At 63.4% G+C, this 15,826-nt stretch carries 15 protein-coding genes; 8 read left to right on the top strand and 7 right to left on the bottom strand.

Going from position 1 to position 15,826, the window contains the following annotated elements; genetic code table 11:
* The first annotated feature begins 20 nt into the window (after positions 1-20).
* Together tldD and aroG are read left to right on the top strand one after the other, a co-directional pair.
* Positions 21-1,487: a metalloprotease TldD gene (gene tldD / locus FNZ07_RS16315; RefSeq protein WP_091010012.1), complete on the top strand. Its 1,467-nt coding sequence runs from the start codon at positions 21-23 to the stop codon at positions 1,485-1,487.
* Between the two features lie 382 nt (positions 1,488-1,869).
* On the top strand, positions 1,870-2,943 hold the full coding sequence (gene aroG, locus FNZ07_RS16310) for a 3-deoxy-7-phosphoheptulonate synthase AroG (RefSeq protein ID WP_091010010.1): 1,074 nt from the start codon (positions 1,870-1,872) through the stop codon (positions 2,941-2,943).
* A gap of 165 nt (positions 2,944-3,108) precedes the next feature.
* Here the strand turns inward: aroG and FNZ07_RS16305 are convergent, their stop codons facing one another.
* On the bottom strand, positions 3,109-3,663 hold the full coding sequence (locus tag FNZ07_RS16305) for a cob(I)yrinic acid a,c-diamide adenosyltransferase (RefSeq protein WP_091010895.1): 555 nt from the start codon (positions 3,661-3,663) through the stop codon (positions 3,109-3,111).
* A 215-nt stretch (positions 3,664-3,878) separates the two neighbouring features.
* Here FNZ07_RS16305 and FNZ07_RS16300 point away from each other — a divergent pair, with 215 nt between their 5' ends.
* The 6 genes from FNZ07_RS16300 (at position 3,879) to proC (ending at position 10,986) form a co-directional block, all read left to right on the top strand.
* Positions 3,879-5,294: an FAD-linked oxidase C-terminal domain-containing protein gene (locus FNZ07_RS16300; protein ID WP_091010008.1), complete on the top strand. Its 1,416-nt coding sequence runs from the start codon at positions 3,879-3,881 to the stop codon at positions 5,292-5,294.
* Positions 5,295-5,348: 54 nt separating this feature from the next.
* A complete protein-coding gene (locus FNZ07_RS16295) occupies positions 5,349-6,842 on the top strand; it encodes an FAD-linked oxidase C-terminal domain-containing protein (RefSeq protein WP_091010006.1) in 1,494 nt (497 codons plus the stop codon).
* A gap of 179 nt (positions 6,843-7,021) precedes the next feature.
* Positions 7,022-8,110 (top strand): glycolate oxidase subunit GlcE, encoded by a 1,089-nt coding sequence (glcE, locus tag FNZ07_RS16290; RefSeq protein ID WP_091010004.1) that lies wholly within the window; start codon positions 7,022-7,024, stop codon positions 8,108-8,110.
* Between the two features lie 8 nt (positions 8,111-8,118).
* A complete protein-coding gene (gene glcF, locus FNZ07_RS16285) occupies positions 8,119-9,345 on the top strand; it encodes a glycolate oxidase subunit GlcF (protein ID WP_091010003.1) in 1,227 nt (408 codons plus the stop codon).
* 99 nt (positions 9,346-9,444) lie between these two features.
* Positions 9,445-10,143, top strand: coding sequence for a YggS family pyridoxal phosphate-dependent enzyme (locus FNZ07_RS16280; RefSeq protein WP_091010001.1), 699 nt, complete (start codon positions 9,445-9,447; stop codon positions 10,141-10,143).
* A 27-nt stretch (positions 10,144-10,170) separates the two neighbouring features.
* Positions 10,171-10,986 (top strand): pyrroline-5-carboxylate reductase, encoded by an 816-nt coding sequence (gene proC / locus FNZ07_RS16275; protein ID WP_091009999.1) that lies wholly within the window; start codon positions 10,171-10,173, stop codon positions 10,984-10,986.
* A gap of 67 nt (positions 10,987-11,053) precedes the next feature.
* Here the strand turns inward: proC and ubiA are convergent, their stop codons facing one another.
* The 6 genes from ubiA to FNZ07_RS16255 form a co-directional block, all read right to left on the bottom strand.
* Positions 11,054-11,917 carry a 4-hydroxybenzoate octaprenyltransferase gene (gene ubiA, locus FNZ07_RS16270; protein ID WP_091009997.1) on the bottom strand — a complete coding sequence of 288 codons (864 nt, stop codon included), beginning with the start codon at positions 11,915-11,917 and terminating at the stop codon, positions 11,054-11,056.
* Between the two features lie 90 nt (positions 11,918-12,007).
* Positions 12,008-12,499 carry a Dps family protein gene (locus FNZ07_RS16265; protein ID WP_091009995.1) on the bottom strand — a complete coding sequence of 164 codons (492 nt, stop codon included), beginning with the start codon at positions 12,497-12,499 and terminating at the stop codon, positions 12,008-12,010.
* A gap of 155 nt (positions 12,500-12,654) precedes the next feature.
* A complete protein-coding gene (locus FNZ07_RS33660; RefSeq protein ID WP_170275760.1) occupies positions 12,655-12,822 on the bottom strand; it encodes a hypothetical protein in 168 nt (55 codons plus the stop codon).
* Between the two features lie 122 nt (positions 12,823-12,944).
* Positions 12,945-14,402, bottom strand: coding sequence for a catalase (locus FNZ07_RS16260; RefSeq protein WP_091009993.1), 1,458 nt, complete (start codon positions 14,400-14,402; stop codon positions 12,945-12,947).
* A 75-nt stretch (positions 14,403-14,477) separates the two neighbouring features.
* A complete protein-coding gene (locus FNZ07_RS34295; protein ID WP_281250530.1) occupies positions 14,478-14,612 on the bottom strand; it encodes a hypothetical protein in 135 nt (44 codons plus the stop codon).
* A gap of 180 nt (positions 14,613-14,792) precedes the next feature.
* Positions 14,793-15,752, bottom strand: coding sequence for a LysR substrate-binding domain-containing protein (locus FNZ07_RS16255; RefSeq protein WP_091009991.1), 960 nt, complete (start codon positions 15,750-15,752; stop codon positions 14,793-14,795).
* Between the last annotated feature and the right edge of the window lie 74 nt (positions 15,753-15,826).

Here is a 15,826-nt window from a genome sequence, read left to right as displayed (position 1 = left end):
TCTAATCGACTCACATCCGCATGAACATCATCGAACCCGGAATTCGTAATCTCGCGACCGCGAAGGACGTGCTTCTGACGCCCTACGGTCTCGACGAGTCCCTGCTCACCCGCACGCTCGCCGAGATTTTCACGCACCGCGTCGACTACGCAGACCTGTACTTCCAGGCGACCCGCAGCGAGGCATGGAGCCTCGAAGAGGGCATCGTCAAGTCGGGCAGCTTCAGCATCGACCAGGGCGTCGGCGTGCGCGCCGTGTCCGGCGACCGCACCGCCTTCGCCTATTCCGACGATCTCTCGCCCGAAGCTATCCGTCAGGCTGCGATCGCGACGCGCTCGATCGCGAAGGCCGGCGGCGGCAAGCAGAAGGTGAAGGTCGCGTCGTCACTGACAGGCATCGCCGGGCGCGATCTGTACCTGCCGTCCGACCCGCTGCATTCGCTCGATGCGACCGCCAAGGTCAAGCTGCTCGAACGTGTCGAACAGATCGCACGCAGCCGCGATCCGCGCATCACGCAGGTCATGGCAGGGCTCGCCGGCGAATACGACGTCGTGCTGGTAGCGCGTAGCGACGGCGGTTTTGCCGCCGACATCCGCCCGCTCGTACGCGTATCGGTCACGGTGATCGCCGAACAGAACGGCCGCCGTGAAATTGGCAGCGGCGGTGGCGGCGGGCGCTTCGACTACGGCTATTTCACCGACGCGATCCTGTCGAAGTATGTCGACGACGCGGTGCACGCAGCGCTCGTCAATCTCGACGCGCGGCCCGCACCGGCCGGCGCGATGACCGTCGTGCTCGGGCCAGGCTGGCCCGGCGTGCTGCTGCACGAAGCGATCGGTCACGGGCTCGAAGGCGACTTCAATCGTAAGGGCTCGTCGGCGTTTGCTGGGCGCATGGGCGAGCAGGTCGCCGCGAAGGGTGTCACGGTCGTCGACGACGGCACGCTGCCCAATCGCCGCGGCTCGCTCAATATCGACGACGAAGGCAATCCGACGCAGTGCACGACGCTGATCGAGAACGGCATCCTGAAGGGCTACATCCAGGACACGCTGAACGCGCGTCTGATGAAAATGCCCGTCACCGGCAATGCGCGCCGCGAATCGTACGCCGCACTGCCGATGCCGCGCATGACCAACACCTACATGCTCAACGGCGACCGCGATCCGCAGGAAATCATCGAATCGGTGAAGAACGGCCTGTATGCGGTCAACTTCGGCGGCGGTCAGGTCGACATCACGAACGGCAAGTTCGTGTTCTCGGCCTCCGAGGCGTACATGATCGAGAACGGCAAGATCAGCTACCCGGTGAAGGGTGCGACGCTGATCGGTAGCGGCCCGGAATCGCTGAAGTACGTGACCATGATCGGCAACGACATGGCGCTCGATTCCGGCGTTGGCGTGTGCGGCAAGGAAGGCCAGAGCGTGCCGGTCGGCGTCGGCCAACCGACGCTGCGCATCGAGAAGATGACTGTGGGCGGCACGGCCTGAGCTTCGCCCAATCCGCACATTTCTTGCGCAACTTAAGAGAAATGTGCGGATTATCCGCATTTTCATGTCCCCCGGCTTGCCAGTTGCCCAAGGCCGGGTTATAAAGCACGACACCTTTTTCAGATCACCGAGCACCTTTCACGCCATGTCCGCCAAGTTTTACTTTTATTTTTTCTGGCATCTCAGACCGCTGGCGGATCGAGAGGGGTGTTAGTGCACGTAAGGCACCCGAAATTCCCGAAAAAACCGCCAGCGAGTCTGGCGGTTTTTTTTCGCCTCTCGCTTCTATCCACCTAACCCTTTTAACTAGCCTGACGAGTTTCCGCTGCGGTCCGCTATCCACCGCGCGAGCACGCTACAAGTCGAATCCTGGAGAAAAACCATGCCCCCGCACAACACCGACGATGTCCGCATTCGAGAGCTGAAAGAGCTCACACCGCCCGCCCATCTGATTCGCGAGTTCCCCTGCGACGAGCCGGTGTCGAACCTGATCTATAACGCTCGCCGGTCGATGCATCGCATCCTGCACGGGATGGAAGACCGGCTGATCGTGATCGTCGGGCCGTGCTCGATTCACGATACGAAGGCCGCGCTCGAATACGCCGGCCGCCTCGTCGAGCAGCGCACGCGTTTCGCCAGCGAACTCGAAATCGTGATGCGCGTGTACTTCGAGAAGCCGCGCACGACGGTGGGCTGGAAGGGTCTCATCAACGACCCGCACATGGACAACAGCTTCAAGATCAACGACGGCCTGCGCACCGCGCGCGAGCTGCTGCTGCACATCAACGAGCTTGGGTTGCCGGCCGGTACCGAGTACCTCGACATGATCAGCCCGCAGTACATCGCCGATCTGATCTCGTGGGGCGCGATTGGTGCGCGGACCACCGAATCGCAAGTGCACCGCGAGCTGGCTTCCGGGCTTTCGTGTCCGGTCGGCTTCAAGAACGGCACCGACGGCAACGTCAAGATCGCCGTCGATGCAATCAAGGCGGCGTCGCAGCCGCACCATTTCCTGTCGGTGACGAAGGGTGGCCACTCGGCAATCGTGTCGACGGCCGGCAACGAGGACTGCCATATCATTCTGCGCGGCGGCAAGACGCCGAACTATGACGCCGAAAGCGTCAACGCAGCCTGCGCCGACATCGGCAAGGCCGGCCTCGCCGCGCGCCTGATGATCGATGCGAGCCACGCGAACAGCTCGAAGAAGCATGAGAACCAGATTCCGGTGTGCGCGGATATCGGCCGCCAGATCGCTGCGGGCGATGAGCGGATCATCGGTGTGATGGTCGAGTCGCATCTCGTCGCGGGACGCCAGGATTTGCAGGAAGGCTGCGCGCTCACATACGGCCAGAGCATTACCGATGCGTGTATCGGTTGGGATGAAACGATCGGCGTGCTCGAAGGGCTGGCCGATTCGGTGAAACAGCGGCGCGTTGCGCGCGGCAGCGGTAACTAAGATCGGGCAGTCGCAACTGGGACTCAACTGCGGCTGTTGAGACCCGGTAGCGGCAACCCAGTGCGGGCCGCGCGACAGCTAAAACGAAGCTGGTCTCGCACAGGCACTCGCGCACACGGATCGCCGTGCAGCGCGCGTGCCGCGTGCTTCTTCAGTAGCGCATGCTCAACCGATAGAACGATCCCGCCGCCAGAGCACATCGCTGCCGCCACCGCTCCGGTTCAACACACGCGCAAGCACGAACAGCAAATCGGACAGCCGGTTCACATACTGTCGTGGCGCCGCGTTAATCGTTTCATGTTCGCCGAGCGCGACGATCGTGCGTTCAGCGCGCCGGCACACCGTGCGGCAGACATGTGCAAGCGCCGCGGCCCGCGAGCCTGCGGGCAAGATGAACTCCTTTAACGGCGGCAGCGTTGCGTTGTAGTGCGCAAGCCAGTTGTCCAGTTGCGCGAGATGCGCCTCGGCGATCACCGTGTGCCCCGGTATGCACAGCTCGCCACCCAGATCGAAGAGATCGTGCTGGATCGCGGTGAGTGCGGCCCGCACGTCGTCGGGCAGCGCTTCGCACAACAGCACACCCAGATTCGAATTGAGTTCGTCGACGTCGCCGATCGCCGCGATCCGCGCGTCGTCCTTGCGCACCCGCCGGCCGTCGCCGAGCCCGGTGCTGCCGTCGTCGCCGGTGCGGGTGGCGATCTTGCTCAAGCGGTTGCCCATGATGGAGTCCCATTCAGTCGGTCGGTCGCAGCGCGTGCAGTGCGCACCCGCTGATTGAAGCCATGCGCCGCGGCAGCAAGCCAGAAAGCCCGCGCGGTCGATCGCAGCATTATAGGTGCCGGTGTTACCCTGCGCGCCCATCACGCCCACCACAGACGATCGGCGTAAAATGACCCGCAACCATAAGACACATCGCCCGCTTTCAGGAGACATGCGTGAACCATCCCGTGCCGCCGGCACCTTTGCGCCGCCCGTTCCCCGCCGAGCTGCTCGCCTCGCTAAAAGCCGCGTTCGGCGAGCGTGTCTCGACCGCCGAGGCGGTCCGCACCCATCATGGCCGCGACGAGTCGCCGTTCGATCCGCAATTACCCGATGCCGTCGTCTTCGCGAATCACACCGAAGACGTGCAGACCGTGGTGAAGTTGTGCGCGCAACATGACACACCGATCATTCCGTACGGCAACGGCTCGTCGCTAGAAGGCCATCTGCTGGCCGTGCACGGCGGCGTGTCGATCGACCTGTCCGCGATGAACCGCGTGCTGTCGATCAACGCCGAAGACCTCACCGTCACCGTCGAACCCGGCGTCTCGCGCAAGCAGTTGAACGAAGCGCTGCGCGACACGGGCCTGTTCTTCCCGATCGATCCGGGCGCCGATGCAAGCATCGGCGGTATGTCGGCGACGCGCGCGTCGGGCACTAACGCCGTGCGCTACGGCACGATGCGCGAGAACGTGCTCGGCCTGAGCGTGGTCCTCGCCGATGGCCGTGTGCTCCATACCGGCACGCGGGCGCGTAAATCGTCGGCGGGTTACGACCTCACGCGTCTTTTCGTCGGCTCGGAAGGCACGCTTGGCGTTATCACCGAAATCACGCTGCGGATTTATCCGCAGCCGGAAGCGGTGTCCGCCGCAGTCTGCGCATTTCCGTCGATGGGCGATGCGGTACGCGCAGTGATCGAAACGATCCAGATGGGTGTGCCGATCGCGCGCGTCGAATTTGTCGATTCACTCGCGATCCGCTCGATCAACAAGCATGCACAGATGACACTGCGCGAAGCGCCGACGCTGTTCTTCGAGTTTCACGGCACGGAAGCCGGCGTCAAGGAGCAGGCGCAACAGGTCCAGGACATCGTCGCGCAGCACTCGGGCGAAGACTTCGAATGGGCGACGCGGCCCGAAGATCGCAGTCGTCTATGGAACGCACGACACAACGCGTACTTCGCGATGCTGCAACTCAAGCCAGGTTGCCGCGCGGTGACCACCGACGTCTGCGTACCGATCTCGCGACTCGCCGAATGCGTCGTCGAAACCGAGCGGGACCTGATCGCTTCGCCGCTACCCTGCCCGATCGTCGGTCACGTCGGCGACGGCAATTTTCACGTCGCTATCCTGATCGATCCGCACAAGCCCGAAGAACTCGCCGAAGCCGAACGTCTGAATCACCGCATCGTGCAACGCGCGTTGCGCATGGACGGCACCTGCACCGGGGAACACGGCGTGGGCCTGCACAAGATGAACTTCCTGCTCGAAGAACACGGGCCCGTCGCAATCGAAACGATGCGCTCGATCAAGCACGCGCTCGATCCGCACAACCTGATGAACCCCGGCAAGATTTTCTCGTGGGCCGCCTGACCTATGACGCAACGGAGCGTGTCGCAGATGAAAGAGGTCGCAGCAGGAGGAGACATGAACGCACCCGCCGAACTCTCGGCTGAAGTGCTCGCGCAACGCCAGCGCGAAGTCGTGCAGGCGTTGATGGCCGTACTGCCGACGCACTGCCTGCTCTATCGCGAAGAAGACACAGTGGCCTACGAGTGCGACGGCCTTGCCGCTTACCGTCGCCTGCCGCTCGCCGTGGTGCTGCCGGAAACGGAATCGCAGGTGCAGCGCATCGTGCAGATCTGCAAGCGGCTCGACGTGCCGATCGTGCCGCGCGGTGCGGGCACCGGGCTGTCGGGTGGCGCGATGCCGATACGCCATGGCGTGGTCGTGTCGCTGGCGCGCTTCAGGAAGATCGTCGAAGTCGATTCGTACGCGCGTATCGCCACCGTGCAACCGGGCGTGCGCAATCTCGCGATCTCGGAAGCGGCCGCGCCGTATGGGCTCTACTACGCACCCGATCCTTCGTCGCAGATCGCCTGCACGATCGGCGGCAACGTGTCGGAGAATTCCGGTGGTGTGCATTGTCTGAAGTACGGTCTCACCGTGCATAACGTCCTGCGCGTGCGCGCGGTGACGATGGAAGGCGAGATCGTCGAGTTCGGTTCGCTGAGCCCGGACGCGCCTGGGCTCGATCTGCTTGCTGTGCTGATCGGTAGCGAAGGCATGTTCGCGATCGTCACCGAAGTCACCGTGAAACTGATTCCGAAGCCGCAAACCGCCCAGGTCGTGATGGCGAGTTTCGACGATGTCGTGAAGGGCGGCGATGCGGTTGCCGGCATCATCGCGGCGGGCATCATTCCCGCGGGCCTCGAAATGATGGACAAACCGGCGACGCGCGCCGTCGAAGGTTTCGTCAACGCAGGCTACGATCTCGATGCCGCGGCGATCCTGTTATGCGAGTCGGATGGAACACCCGAAGAAGTCGCCGACGAAATAGTCAGGATGACGGCGGTACTACGTGAGCATGGTGCGACACGCATCCAGATTTCGCGCTCGGAAAGCGAGCGGCTGCGCTTCTGGTCCGGACGCAAGAACGCGTTTCCAGCCGCCGGACGCATCTCGCCGGATTACTACTGCATGGACGGCACGGTGCCGCGTCGCAGCATCGGACCGCTGCTCGCGCGCATCGAAGTGATGGAAGAAAAGTACGGCCTGCGCTGCATGAACGTGTTTCATGCGGGCGACGGCAACATGCATCCGCTGATCCTCTTCAACGGCAACGATCTCGACGAATGGCACCGCGCCGAGGCGTTCGGCGCCGACATTCTGGAGACCTGCGTCGAGCTGGGCGGCACCGTGACCGGCGAACACGGCGTCGGCATCGAGAAGATCAATTCGATGTGCGTGCAGTTCTCGCCCGAAGAACGCGATGCGTTTCACGCGGTCAAGCGTGCCTTCGATCCCCCCGGCCTGCTCAATCCCGACAAGGGCATCCCGACGCGGGCGCGCTGTGCCGAGTACGGCAAGATGCATGTGCGCGGCGGCCTGCTGCCGCATCCCGATCTGCCGCGTTTCTAGCCTGCGCGCGCGAGTCGTCCACTGGCAAGCGCGCTCCGCGGGTCATCCCTGGTGCGTGCTCGCCGGCGCGAAGACCCTTGCCGTCGCGTCTTTCCCCGCTTCGCGCTACGGGTCCGCTCCGGGTTGCCAGAGTGGCGCCGACCGGTACAATCGAGCGAAACACAACGAAGCAGGACACCATGGAAGAGGACGACATCGTCGCCAACTGGTCCGAGCGCATCCGCTCGGCCACTGCCGCCGGACGCGCACTGCGCATTCGCGGCGGCGGCACGAAAGACTGGTACGGCCAGACGCTGGAAGGTGAAATCCTCGATACGCGCGCCCACCGCGGCATCATCGCCTACGACCCGGCCGAACTCGTCATCACCGCACGGGCCGGTACCCCGCTTCTCGAGATCGAAGCAACGCTTGCCGAGCATGATCAGATGCTGCCGTTCGAGCCGCCTCATTTCGGCGCGCAGGCTACGTTCGGAGGCTGCATCGCAGCGGGTATCGCCGGGCCGCGGCGCCCCGCTACCGGCGCACCGCGCGACTTCGTGCTCGGCGCGGTCGTGATGAACGGCCACGGCCAGGTGCTGCACTTCGGCGGTCAAGTCGTGAAGAACGTCGCCGGCTACGACGTGTCGCGCCTGATGGCCGGCTCGCTCGGTACGCTCGCGCTGATCCTCGAACTATCGGTGAAGGTGTTGCCGCGGCCGAAGGTCGAAGCCACGCTCAAGTTCGACATGAACGGCACCGACGCCGTACGCAAGCTCAACGAATGGGGCGGCCGGCCGCTGCCGGTCACAGCCAGTGCGTGGCGCAACGGCACGCTTGCGCTGCGCCTCGGTGGGGCGGAAGCTGCCGTGAAAGCGGCGAAGTCCGTGCTGGGCGGCGAAGTAGTCGACGCAGTCGAAGCCGAACGTTTCTGGAGCGGTCTGCGCGAGCAGACCGATCCGTTCTTCTCGGCTATCGCACCGATGGCCGCACTCTGGCGTCTCGCACTCCCAACCATCACCGAACCGCTGCAACTGCCCGGTGCCCAACTGATGGAATGGGGCGGCGGTCAGCGCTGGTGGATCACCGACACCGACGCGCAAACCGTACGCATGAGCGCGAAACAGGCCGGCGGCCACGCGACGATCTTTCGCACCGGTCACGGCTATGACCGCAGCGCAGGCGTGTTTACACCGCTGCCCGCACCGTTGATGAAAATCCATCGTGGTTTGAAAGCCGCTTTCGATCCAGCCCGCGTCTTCAACCGCGGCCGTCTGTACCCCGACTTCTGAACCACACGATGCAGACGAATCTTGCGGACTTCATGCGCAACACACCGGATGGCGAAGAGGCCGATGCCATCCTGCGCAAGTGCGTGCATTGCGGTTTCTGCACAGCGACCTGTCCGACCTATCAGTTGCTTGGCGACGAACTCGATGGGCCGCGCGGCCGCATCTACCTGATCAAGCAGCTGGTGGAAGGCGCGCCCGCTACGCGCAGTACGCAAACTCACCTCGATCGCTGTCTGACGTGCCGCAGCTGCGAAACAACGTGTCCGTCCGGCGTGCAATACGGACGGCTCGTCGAGATCGGCCGCAAGATCACCGAAGAGAAAATTACGCGGCCGATCGGCCAACGCGTGATGCGCCGGGTGCTGGCGAGCTTCGTGCCGAACAGCGCGCTGTTCACGCCGACGATGCGGCTCGGTCAGCATGTGCGTCGGCTGCTGCCGAAGAAGCTGCGCGACAAGGTACCGGCGCGACAACGCATGCTCGAATGGCCGACCACCACGCATACGCGCAAGATGCTGATGCTCGCGGGCTGCGTGCAACCGTCCATGATGCCGAACGTCAACATCGCGACCGCACGCGTGCTCGACGCGCTCGGCATTCAAACCATCGTTGCGCCCGAAGCGGGCTGCTGCGGCGCGATCCGTCTGCATCTCGGCTACACCGACGAAGCGCTCGACGACATCCGCGCGAACATCGACGCATGGTGGCCGTACGTCGAGCAGGGCGCGGAAGCGATCGTGATGAACGCGTCGGGCTGCGGCTCCACCGTGATCGAATACGCACACCTGCTGCGCGACGATCCGGCCTATGCCGCCAAGGCGAAACGCATCGTCGAGTTGACCCGCGATATCGCCGAAATCCTGCCCGATTTCGAAGAACCGCTGATCGCCCTCACCCGCCGCCGCGCAGTACATACCGTCGCGTTTCACCCGCCGTGCACGCTGCAGCATGGTCAGCAGATACGCGGCAAGGTCGAGCAACTGCTCGAAGCGCTCGACATCGAGGTGCGCCTGCCCGCCGACAACCACCTGTGCTGCGGCTCCGCAGGTACCTATTCGCTCACGCAGCCAGCGCTGTCGTACACGCTGCGCAACCAGAAGCTCGAAAAGCTGAATGCGCTCGAACCGCAGATGATCGTATCGGCGAACGTCGGTTGCATTTCGCATCTGCAAAGCGGCACGTCGATGCCGGTCGCGCACTGGATCGAACTCGTCGAGCACATGCTGTCAGCGTAGCCACAACATATCGACGCCGCCACCTGGCCGTTCGGCCGATCGCGTTCATGGCGGCGGCGTCCGTATAATCGACGCATTGTTCCGTCGACCGCGTCCGTCATGCCCGATCTCGCTCACAACCTCGAAGCCGTCCAGCAGCGCATCGCGCGCGTCGCGCAGCAGGCCGGCCGCGAACCGCGCAGCATCGCGCTGCTTGCCGTGTCGAAGACCTTTCCCGCCGAAGACGTCCGCGCCGCCCACGCCGCAGGCCAGCGCGCGTTCGGCGAAAACTACGTGCAGGAAGCGTCGGCCAAGATCGAGGCGCTCGCCGATCTGCGCGCGTCGCTCGAATGGCATTTCATCGGCCCATTGCAATCGAACAAGACGAAGCCGGTGGCGCAGCTGTTCGACTGGGTGCATTCCGTCGATCGTCTGAAGATCGCGCAGCGTCTGTCCGAACAGCGCCCCGATACGCTCGCGCCGCTCAATGTCTGCCTGCAGGTGAACGTGAGTGGGGAAGAATCGAAGAGCGGTGTGGCGCCTGCAGAAGCAGCGGACGTCGCGCAGCAGATCGCCGCGCTGCCCAGGCTGCGGCTGCGCGGGCTGATGTCGATTCCCGAACCCGCCGGTAGCATCGATGAACAACGCGTGCCGCATCGGCTGCTGCGCGAACTGTTCGAGCAATTGCGCGCGGGTGGCCTCGATCTCGACACGCTATCGATGGGCATGTCCGCCGATCTCGAAGCCGCCGTGCTGGAAGGCGCCACGATCGTGCGCGTCGGTACCGCGATTTTCGGCGGACGCGATTACTCTCACTGACCTTTCCTCTTCGTCCTTACCCTCATCATGAAAATTGCCTTTATCGGCGGCGGCAATATGGCTGCGGCGCTCATCGGCGGTCTGATCAAGCGTGGTGTCGCGCCCGCCGATCTCTACGCGGTCGATCCCAACGAAGATGCCCGTACGCGCACCACGCAGCAGTTCGGCGTGCGCACCGGCGCTACCGCCGATGCATCGCTCTCGTCGTATGACGCGATCGTGCTCGCGGTCAAACCGCAGGTCGTCAGAAGCGTTGCGCAGGCACTCGCGCCGTATCTTGGCTCGAGCCAACTCGTCATCTCGATCGTCGCGGGCATTCGCTCCGCCGATCTGTCGCGCTGGTTGAACGGTCACGCGCGTATCGTGCGCACCATGCCGAATACGCCTGCGCTGATCGGCATGGGTGTCACGGGTCTGGTGGCGACGGCCGGCGTCGACGAAGCGGGCCGCGCGCTTGCTGGACAGGTGTTGGGTGCGGTCGGCCAGACGGTGTGGTTCGACGACGAAGCGAAGATCGATGCGGTGACCGCGATCTCGGGGAGCGGTCCAGCCTACGTGTTCTATTTCATCGAGGCGTTGCAGGAAGCGGCGCGTCAGCTGGGCATGGACGACGAACAGGGTCGCGCACTCGCAGTGGCGACATTCACGGGTGCCGCGCAGCTTGCCGCGCAATCGTCCGAGTCGCCTGGCGTGCTGCGCGAACGGGTGACGTCGAAAGGCGGTACGACGGCTGCTGCGCTCGCCGCGTTCGATGCGAACGGCGTGAAGGATGCGATCGTGCGTGGCGCATTGGCTGCCGATGCACGAGCGAAAGAAATGGGTGATGAATTCGGCCGGCAGTAGTCGGCCGCAATGCCGGCGGCGGATGCACGAATCAACGAGATGTGCGACGAATCCGGCCGGCAGTAGATCAGAAAACGGCGGCAGCGTAATGCGCAGCAATCCCGGCAAACAGCGCGCCGCCCAACCAGTTGTTATGCCTGAACGCCGCGAAGCACTGCATCCGGTCGCGGCCGCGGATCATCGTGTAGTGATAGATCGCGCACGCCACAGCCGCGGCCCAGCCGAGCCAGTACAGCACGCCGAAGTGCAGCGTCGCCCCGATCCCCGCATAGATGCCGAGCGTCCCCGCATAGCAGAGCATCACGGCCAGCACGTCGAAGCGGCCAAACGTCAGCGCCGAAGTGCGAATGCCAATCTTGATGTCGTCGTCGCGATCGACCATTGCGTACTCGGTATCGTACGCAACAGACCAGAACACGTTGGCCAGCAACATCACCCACGCGAGCGTCGGCACATGGTTCTGCACGGCCGCAAATGCCATCGGAATGCCGAAGCCGAACGCGATGCCGAGATACGCCTGTGGGATCGCGAAGAAGCGCTTCATGAACGGATACGATCCGGCGACGAACAGCGCCGCCACCGACAGTTCCTTCGTCAGCGCATTGAGCGGCAGGATCAGCAGGAAGGCGAGCAGCGAGAGTCCCACGGCCAGCGCAATCGCTTCCCACGCCTTGATCTTGCCCGAGGTCAGCGGCCGGTTGGCCGTGCGCTTCACATAGCGGTCGAAGTCGCGATCGGCGTAATCGTTGATCGCGCAGCCGGCCGAGCGCATCAACAACGTACCGATCACGAAGATCACCAGCAGTTGCGCCGACGGACGGCCGCCCGATGCGATCCATAGCGCGTTGAGCGTCGGCCATAGCAGCAGCAGGCTGCCGATCGGCTTGTCCATGCGGACGAGCCGTAAATAGAGCGGGAGTCGGGCGAACATGATGGTACGGTCTGAGGCGATGCCCGTATTCTAGAGCAGGCACGCACCGCGCTGCCGTACCTCAGCAGCACGGTGGCGCGAGGTGCGAACTCAGGCCAGCATCGCGCGCAGCATCCACGCGGTTTTTTCGTGCGTCTGCATGCGTTGCGTCAGCAGATCGGCGGTCGGTTCGTCGTGTGCCGCTTCGGTTGCCGGGAAAATTGCGCGCGCCGTACGCACGACCGCTTCCTGACCTTCCACGAGCTGGCGAATCATTTCTTCCGCAGCCGGCACACCATCCGCTTCAGGAATCGACGACAGTTTCGCGAATTCCTTGTAGCTGCCCGGTGCAGCCACGCCGAGTGCGCGGATCCGTTCGGCGATCGCATCGACGGCGAGCGCGAGTTCGTTGTACTGCCCTTCGAACATCAGGTGCAGCGTGTTGAACATCGGACCCGTCACGTTCCAGTGGAAGTTATGGGTCTTCAGATACAGCGTGTACGTGTCGGCCAGAAGACGCGACAGGCCATCTGCAATTTTCTTGCGATCCTTGTCGCTGATGCCGATATTCACGTGCGGTACGGTGGTGCCTTTCTTGGCCATGATGACTCCCTTGAAGAGTGATACGAACCGGTTAGCGGATGCCGGACTGCCTTGCTGCGGCGACTCCGGACATTTAAACGTCCGACAGTTTAGCGTAGAAGCACGGCGCTTTTGCGTGCTGCGGCGGCGCGCCGCGTCACTCGCAGGTCGTCAGGTCATGCACCGACCAGATGCTGCAGACCATGTGCAAAGATCACCGCGAAGCCGCTACCGACAATCGCGAATCCCATGATCTTCTGCACGAGCGCAGTGCGGCGCATTGCGACTGCCTGCTGCGCAAATCCCGTGCCGCTGGTGCTCATCATCGTCATCAAGTGGCTCATGATCGTTCTCCTTCGTTTCATCTGCAAAACCGGCGAGGCGCCGCAGCGCCCCACCCTGCACAGCCACGCCGCCCGGCAATGACCTTGTGCTGCCGTAGCGGCCTGCGGCCTGCGCGCTACGGCTACTGCGCCGCCACCGCTTCGTCGAGCTTCACGAGCGCGGCGACGACACCTTCTGCATACGCCGGATCGATGCGGCGGAAATGCTCGACCTGCCGTGCAACGATTTCATCGGGCACGCCCTTGATCGACCGCGCGATATTCGCGAACAGACGCTGGCGATGCGCCGCATCGAAGAGCCGGAACAGCGCGGCCGGCTGGCTGTAGTAATCGTCGTCCTCGCGATGATCGTAGTGATCGACCGTGCCGGCCGCGAGCGGCGGCTCGATCGCATTGCGGTCCTGCGCGAAGTCGCCGTAGCGATTCGGCTCGTAATTCGCCGTGCCGCCGAGGTTGCCATCGGTACGCATGCCGCCATCGCGATGGAACGAGTGATGGAACGGGCAGCGCGACGCATTCACCGGAATCTGGTGATGATTCACGCCGAGCCGGTAGCGCTGCGTATCGCCGTACGAAAAGAGCCGCCCCTGCAACAGCCGATCCGGCGAGAAACCAATGCCCGGTACGACGTTAGCCGGCGTGAACGCGGCCTGCTCGACATCCGCGAAATAGTTCTGCGCGTTGCGATTCAACTCGATCGTGCCGACGTCGATCAGCGGATAGTCCTTGTGCGGCCACACCTTCGTGATGTCGAACGGGTTGTACGGCACCTTCGCTGCATCGGCTTCGGGCATCACCTGAATGCGGAACGCCCACTTCGGGAAACGGCCTTCATCGATGCTCGTCACGAGATCGCGTTGCGCGCTTTCGCGATCGCCCGCCACCACCTGCGCCGCTTCGGCGTCTCTGTAGTTCTCGAGGCCGTTGAGCGACTTGAAGTGGAACTTCACCCAGAAGCGCTCGTTATTCGCGTTGAGGAACGAGAACGTATGCGAGCCGAAACCATGCATCTGCCGGTAGTTCTTCGGAATCCCGCGATCGCTCATCAGGATCGTCACCTGATGCAGCGACTCCGGATGCCGCGACCAGAAATCCCATGCCGCGATGTTGTTGCGCAGGTTCGTGTACGGATCGCGCTTTTGCGTGTGAATGAAATCGGGAAACTTCAGCGGATCGCGAATGAAGAACACCGGCGTGTTGTTGCCGACCACGTCCCAGTTGCCTTCTTCCGTGTAGAACTTGATCGAGAAGCCGCGCACGTCACGCTCGGCATCGGCGGCACCGCGCTCGCCGGCTACCGTCGAAAAGCGCATGAAGAGCGGCGTTTCCTTGCCGACTTCGGCGAACACCTTCGCCTTCGTGAAACGGGAGATGTCGTGCGTGACCTTCAGCGTACCGAATGCGCCTGAACCCTTCGCGTGCACACGGCGCTCGGGAATCACCTCGCGATCGAAGTGCGCGAGTTTTTCGAGCAGCCACACGTCCTGCAATGCGACCGGGCCACGTACGCCGGCGGTCAACGAATTCTGGTTATCGGCGACGGGCGCGCCGGCCGCCGTGGTGAGTTTGCGTTCGGACATCCTGAACTCCTGGGTATCGGGTATCGGGTCTTGAAAGAAGCGGGGCGTAACGGCGGCAGGTGCGGCTCAGGCCATTCAGGCAGACAGCGCGCGGTCGACCAGCAGTGACAGCGCAACCGTGCGCGCGCCGGATAGCGGCGCGGCAAAGCTGGCGGCCGGCTGGGTCTGCGGGAGCGAGGATTGGGGCTGTTGCGATTGAGGCTGCGTCATGAGTTCCTCCAGGGGCTGGGGATCGGTTGATCCATAGAGGACACTATAACAAATACTATCGAATATCGTTGTTTGATTAATTTTATCTATTCAATAGGTGCTGCGTCGAAAGGTTGTCCTGCGCCGGGCGGGGCGGCGCGGGTTTGTCGCCCCGCTCCACCCCGTGCGCAGCGCCCGGCGTCAGTTCACCGCGACCGGCAGATCGAGTTTCGCGACGCCCGCAAGATTACACGCCGCGATGGCATCGCTAATAGCCTCGATGGCGGGCATCCGTGTGAAGCTCTTGCGCCACGCCAGCACGACCCGGCGATCCGGCACCGGATCGTCGAACGCCACGTAGGACAGCAACCCGGAGTCGACGCCGCCGGCATGCGGCTTCACTTCGTGCACGGACATGCGCGGCAGCACGGTGATGCCGACGCCGCTCGCCACCATATGCCGGATCGTTTCCAGCGACGACCCTTCGAAGGTCTTCTGGATGCCGTCGGCGTTCTGCGAAAAGCGCATCAACTCGGGGCACACGCCAAGCACGTGGTCGCGGAAACAATGGCCGCTGCCGAGCAGCAGCATCGTTTCCTGCTTAAGGTCGCTGGCGTCGATCTTGGCGCGCTTTTCCCACGCGTGGCCGGACGGCAGCGCGACGACGAACGGCTCGTCGTACAGCGGCCGCAGCATCAGACCAGTTTCGGGAAACGGCAGCGCCATGATCGCGACGTCGATCTCACCCTGCTTGAGTAGCTCGATCAGCTTGAGCGTGTAGTTTTCCTGCAGCATCAGCGGCATCTGCGGGAAGCGCTGGATCATCTGCTTGACGAGTGTAGGCAGCAGATACGGCCCGATCGTATAGATCACGCCGAGCCGCAACGGCCCGACCAGCGGGTCCTTGCCCTGCTTCGCAATCTCCTTGATCGCGAGCGTCTGTTCGAGCACGCGCTGCGCCTGCGTGACGATCTGCTCACCGATCGGCGTCACGCTGACTTCGCTCGTGCCGCGCTCGAAGATCTGTACGTTCAGCTCGTCCTCGAGCTTCTTGATCGCCACCGACAAGGTCGGCTGGCTGACGAAACACGCCTCGGCGGCACGGCCAAAATGCCGTTCGCGGGCAACCGCGACGATGTATTTCAATTCAGTGAGCGTCATTGGGGACCAATCAATATAGTGAAGTCGATAGGTTTCTGTTATACACCCATGGGGCCAATTCGCCAACTTCATCG

Origin of the sequence: Paraburkholderia megapolitana (assembly GCF_007556815.1) — a bacterium.
Lineage (GTDB): Bacteria > Pseudomonadota > Gammaproteobacteria > Burkholderiales > Burkholderiaceae > Paraburkholderia > Paraburkholderia megapolitana.
This window is presented reverse-complemented; position numbering and strand designations above follow the sequence as displayed.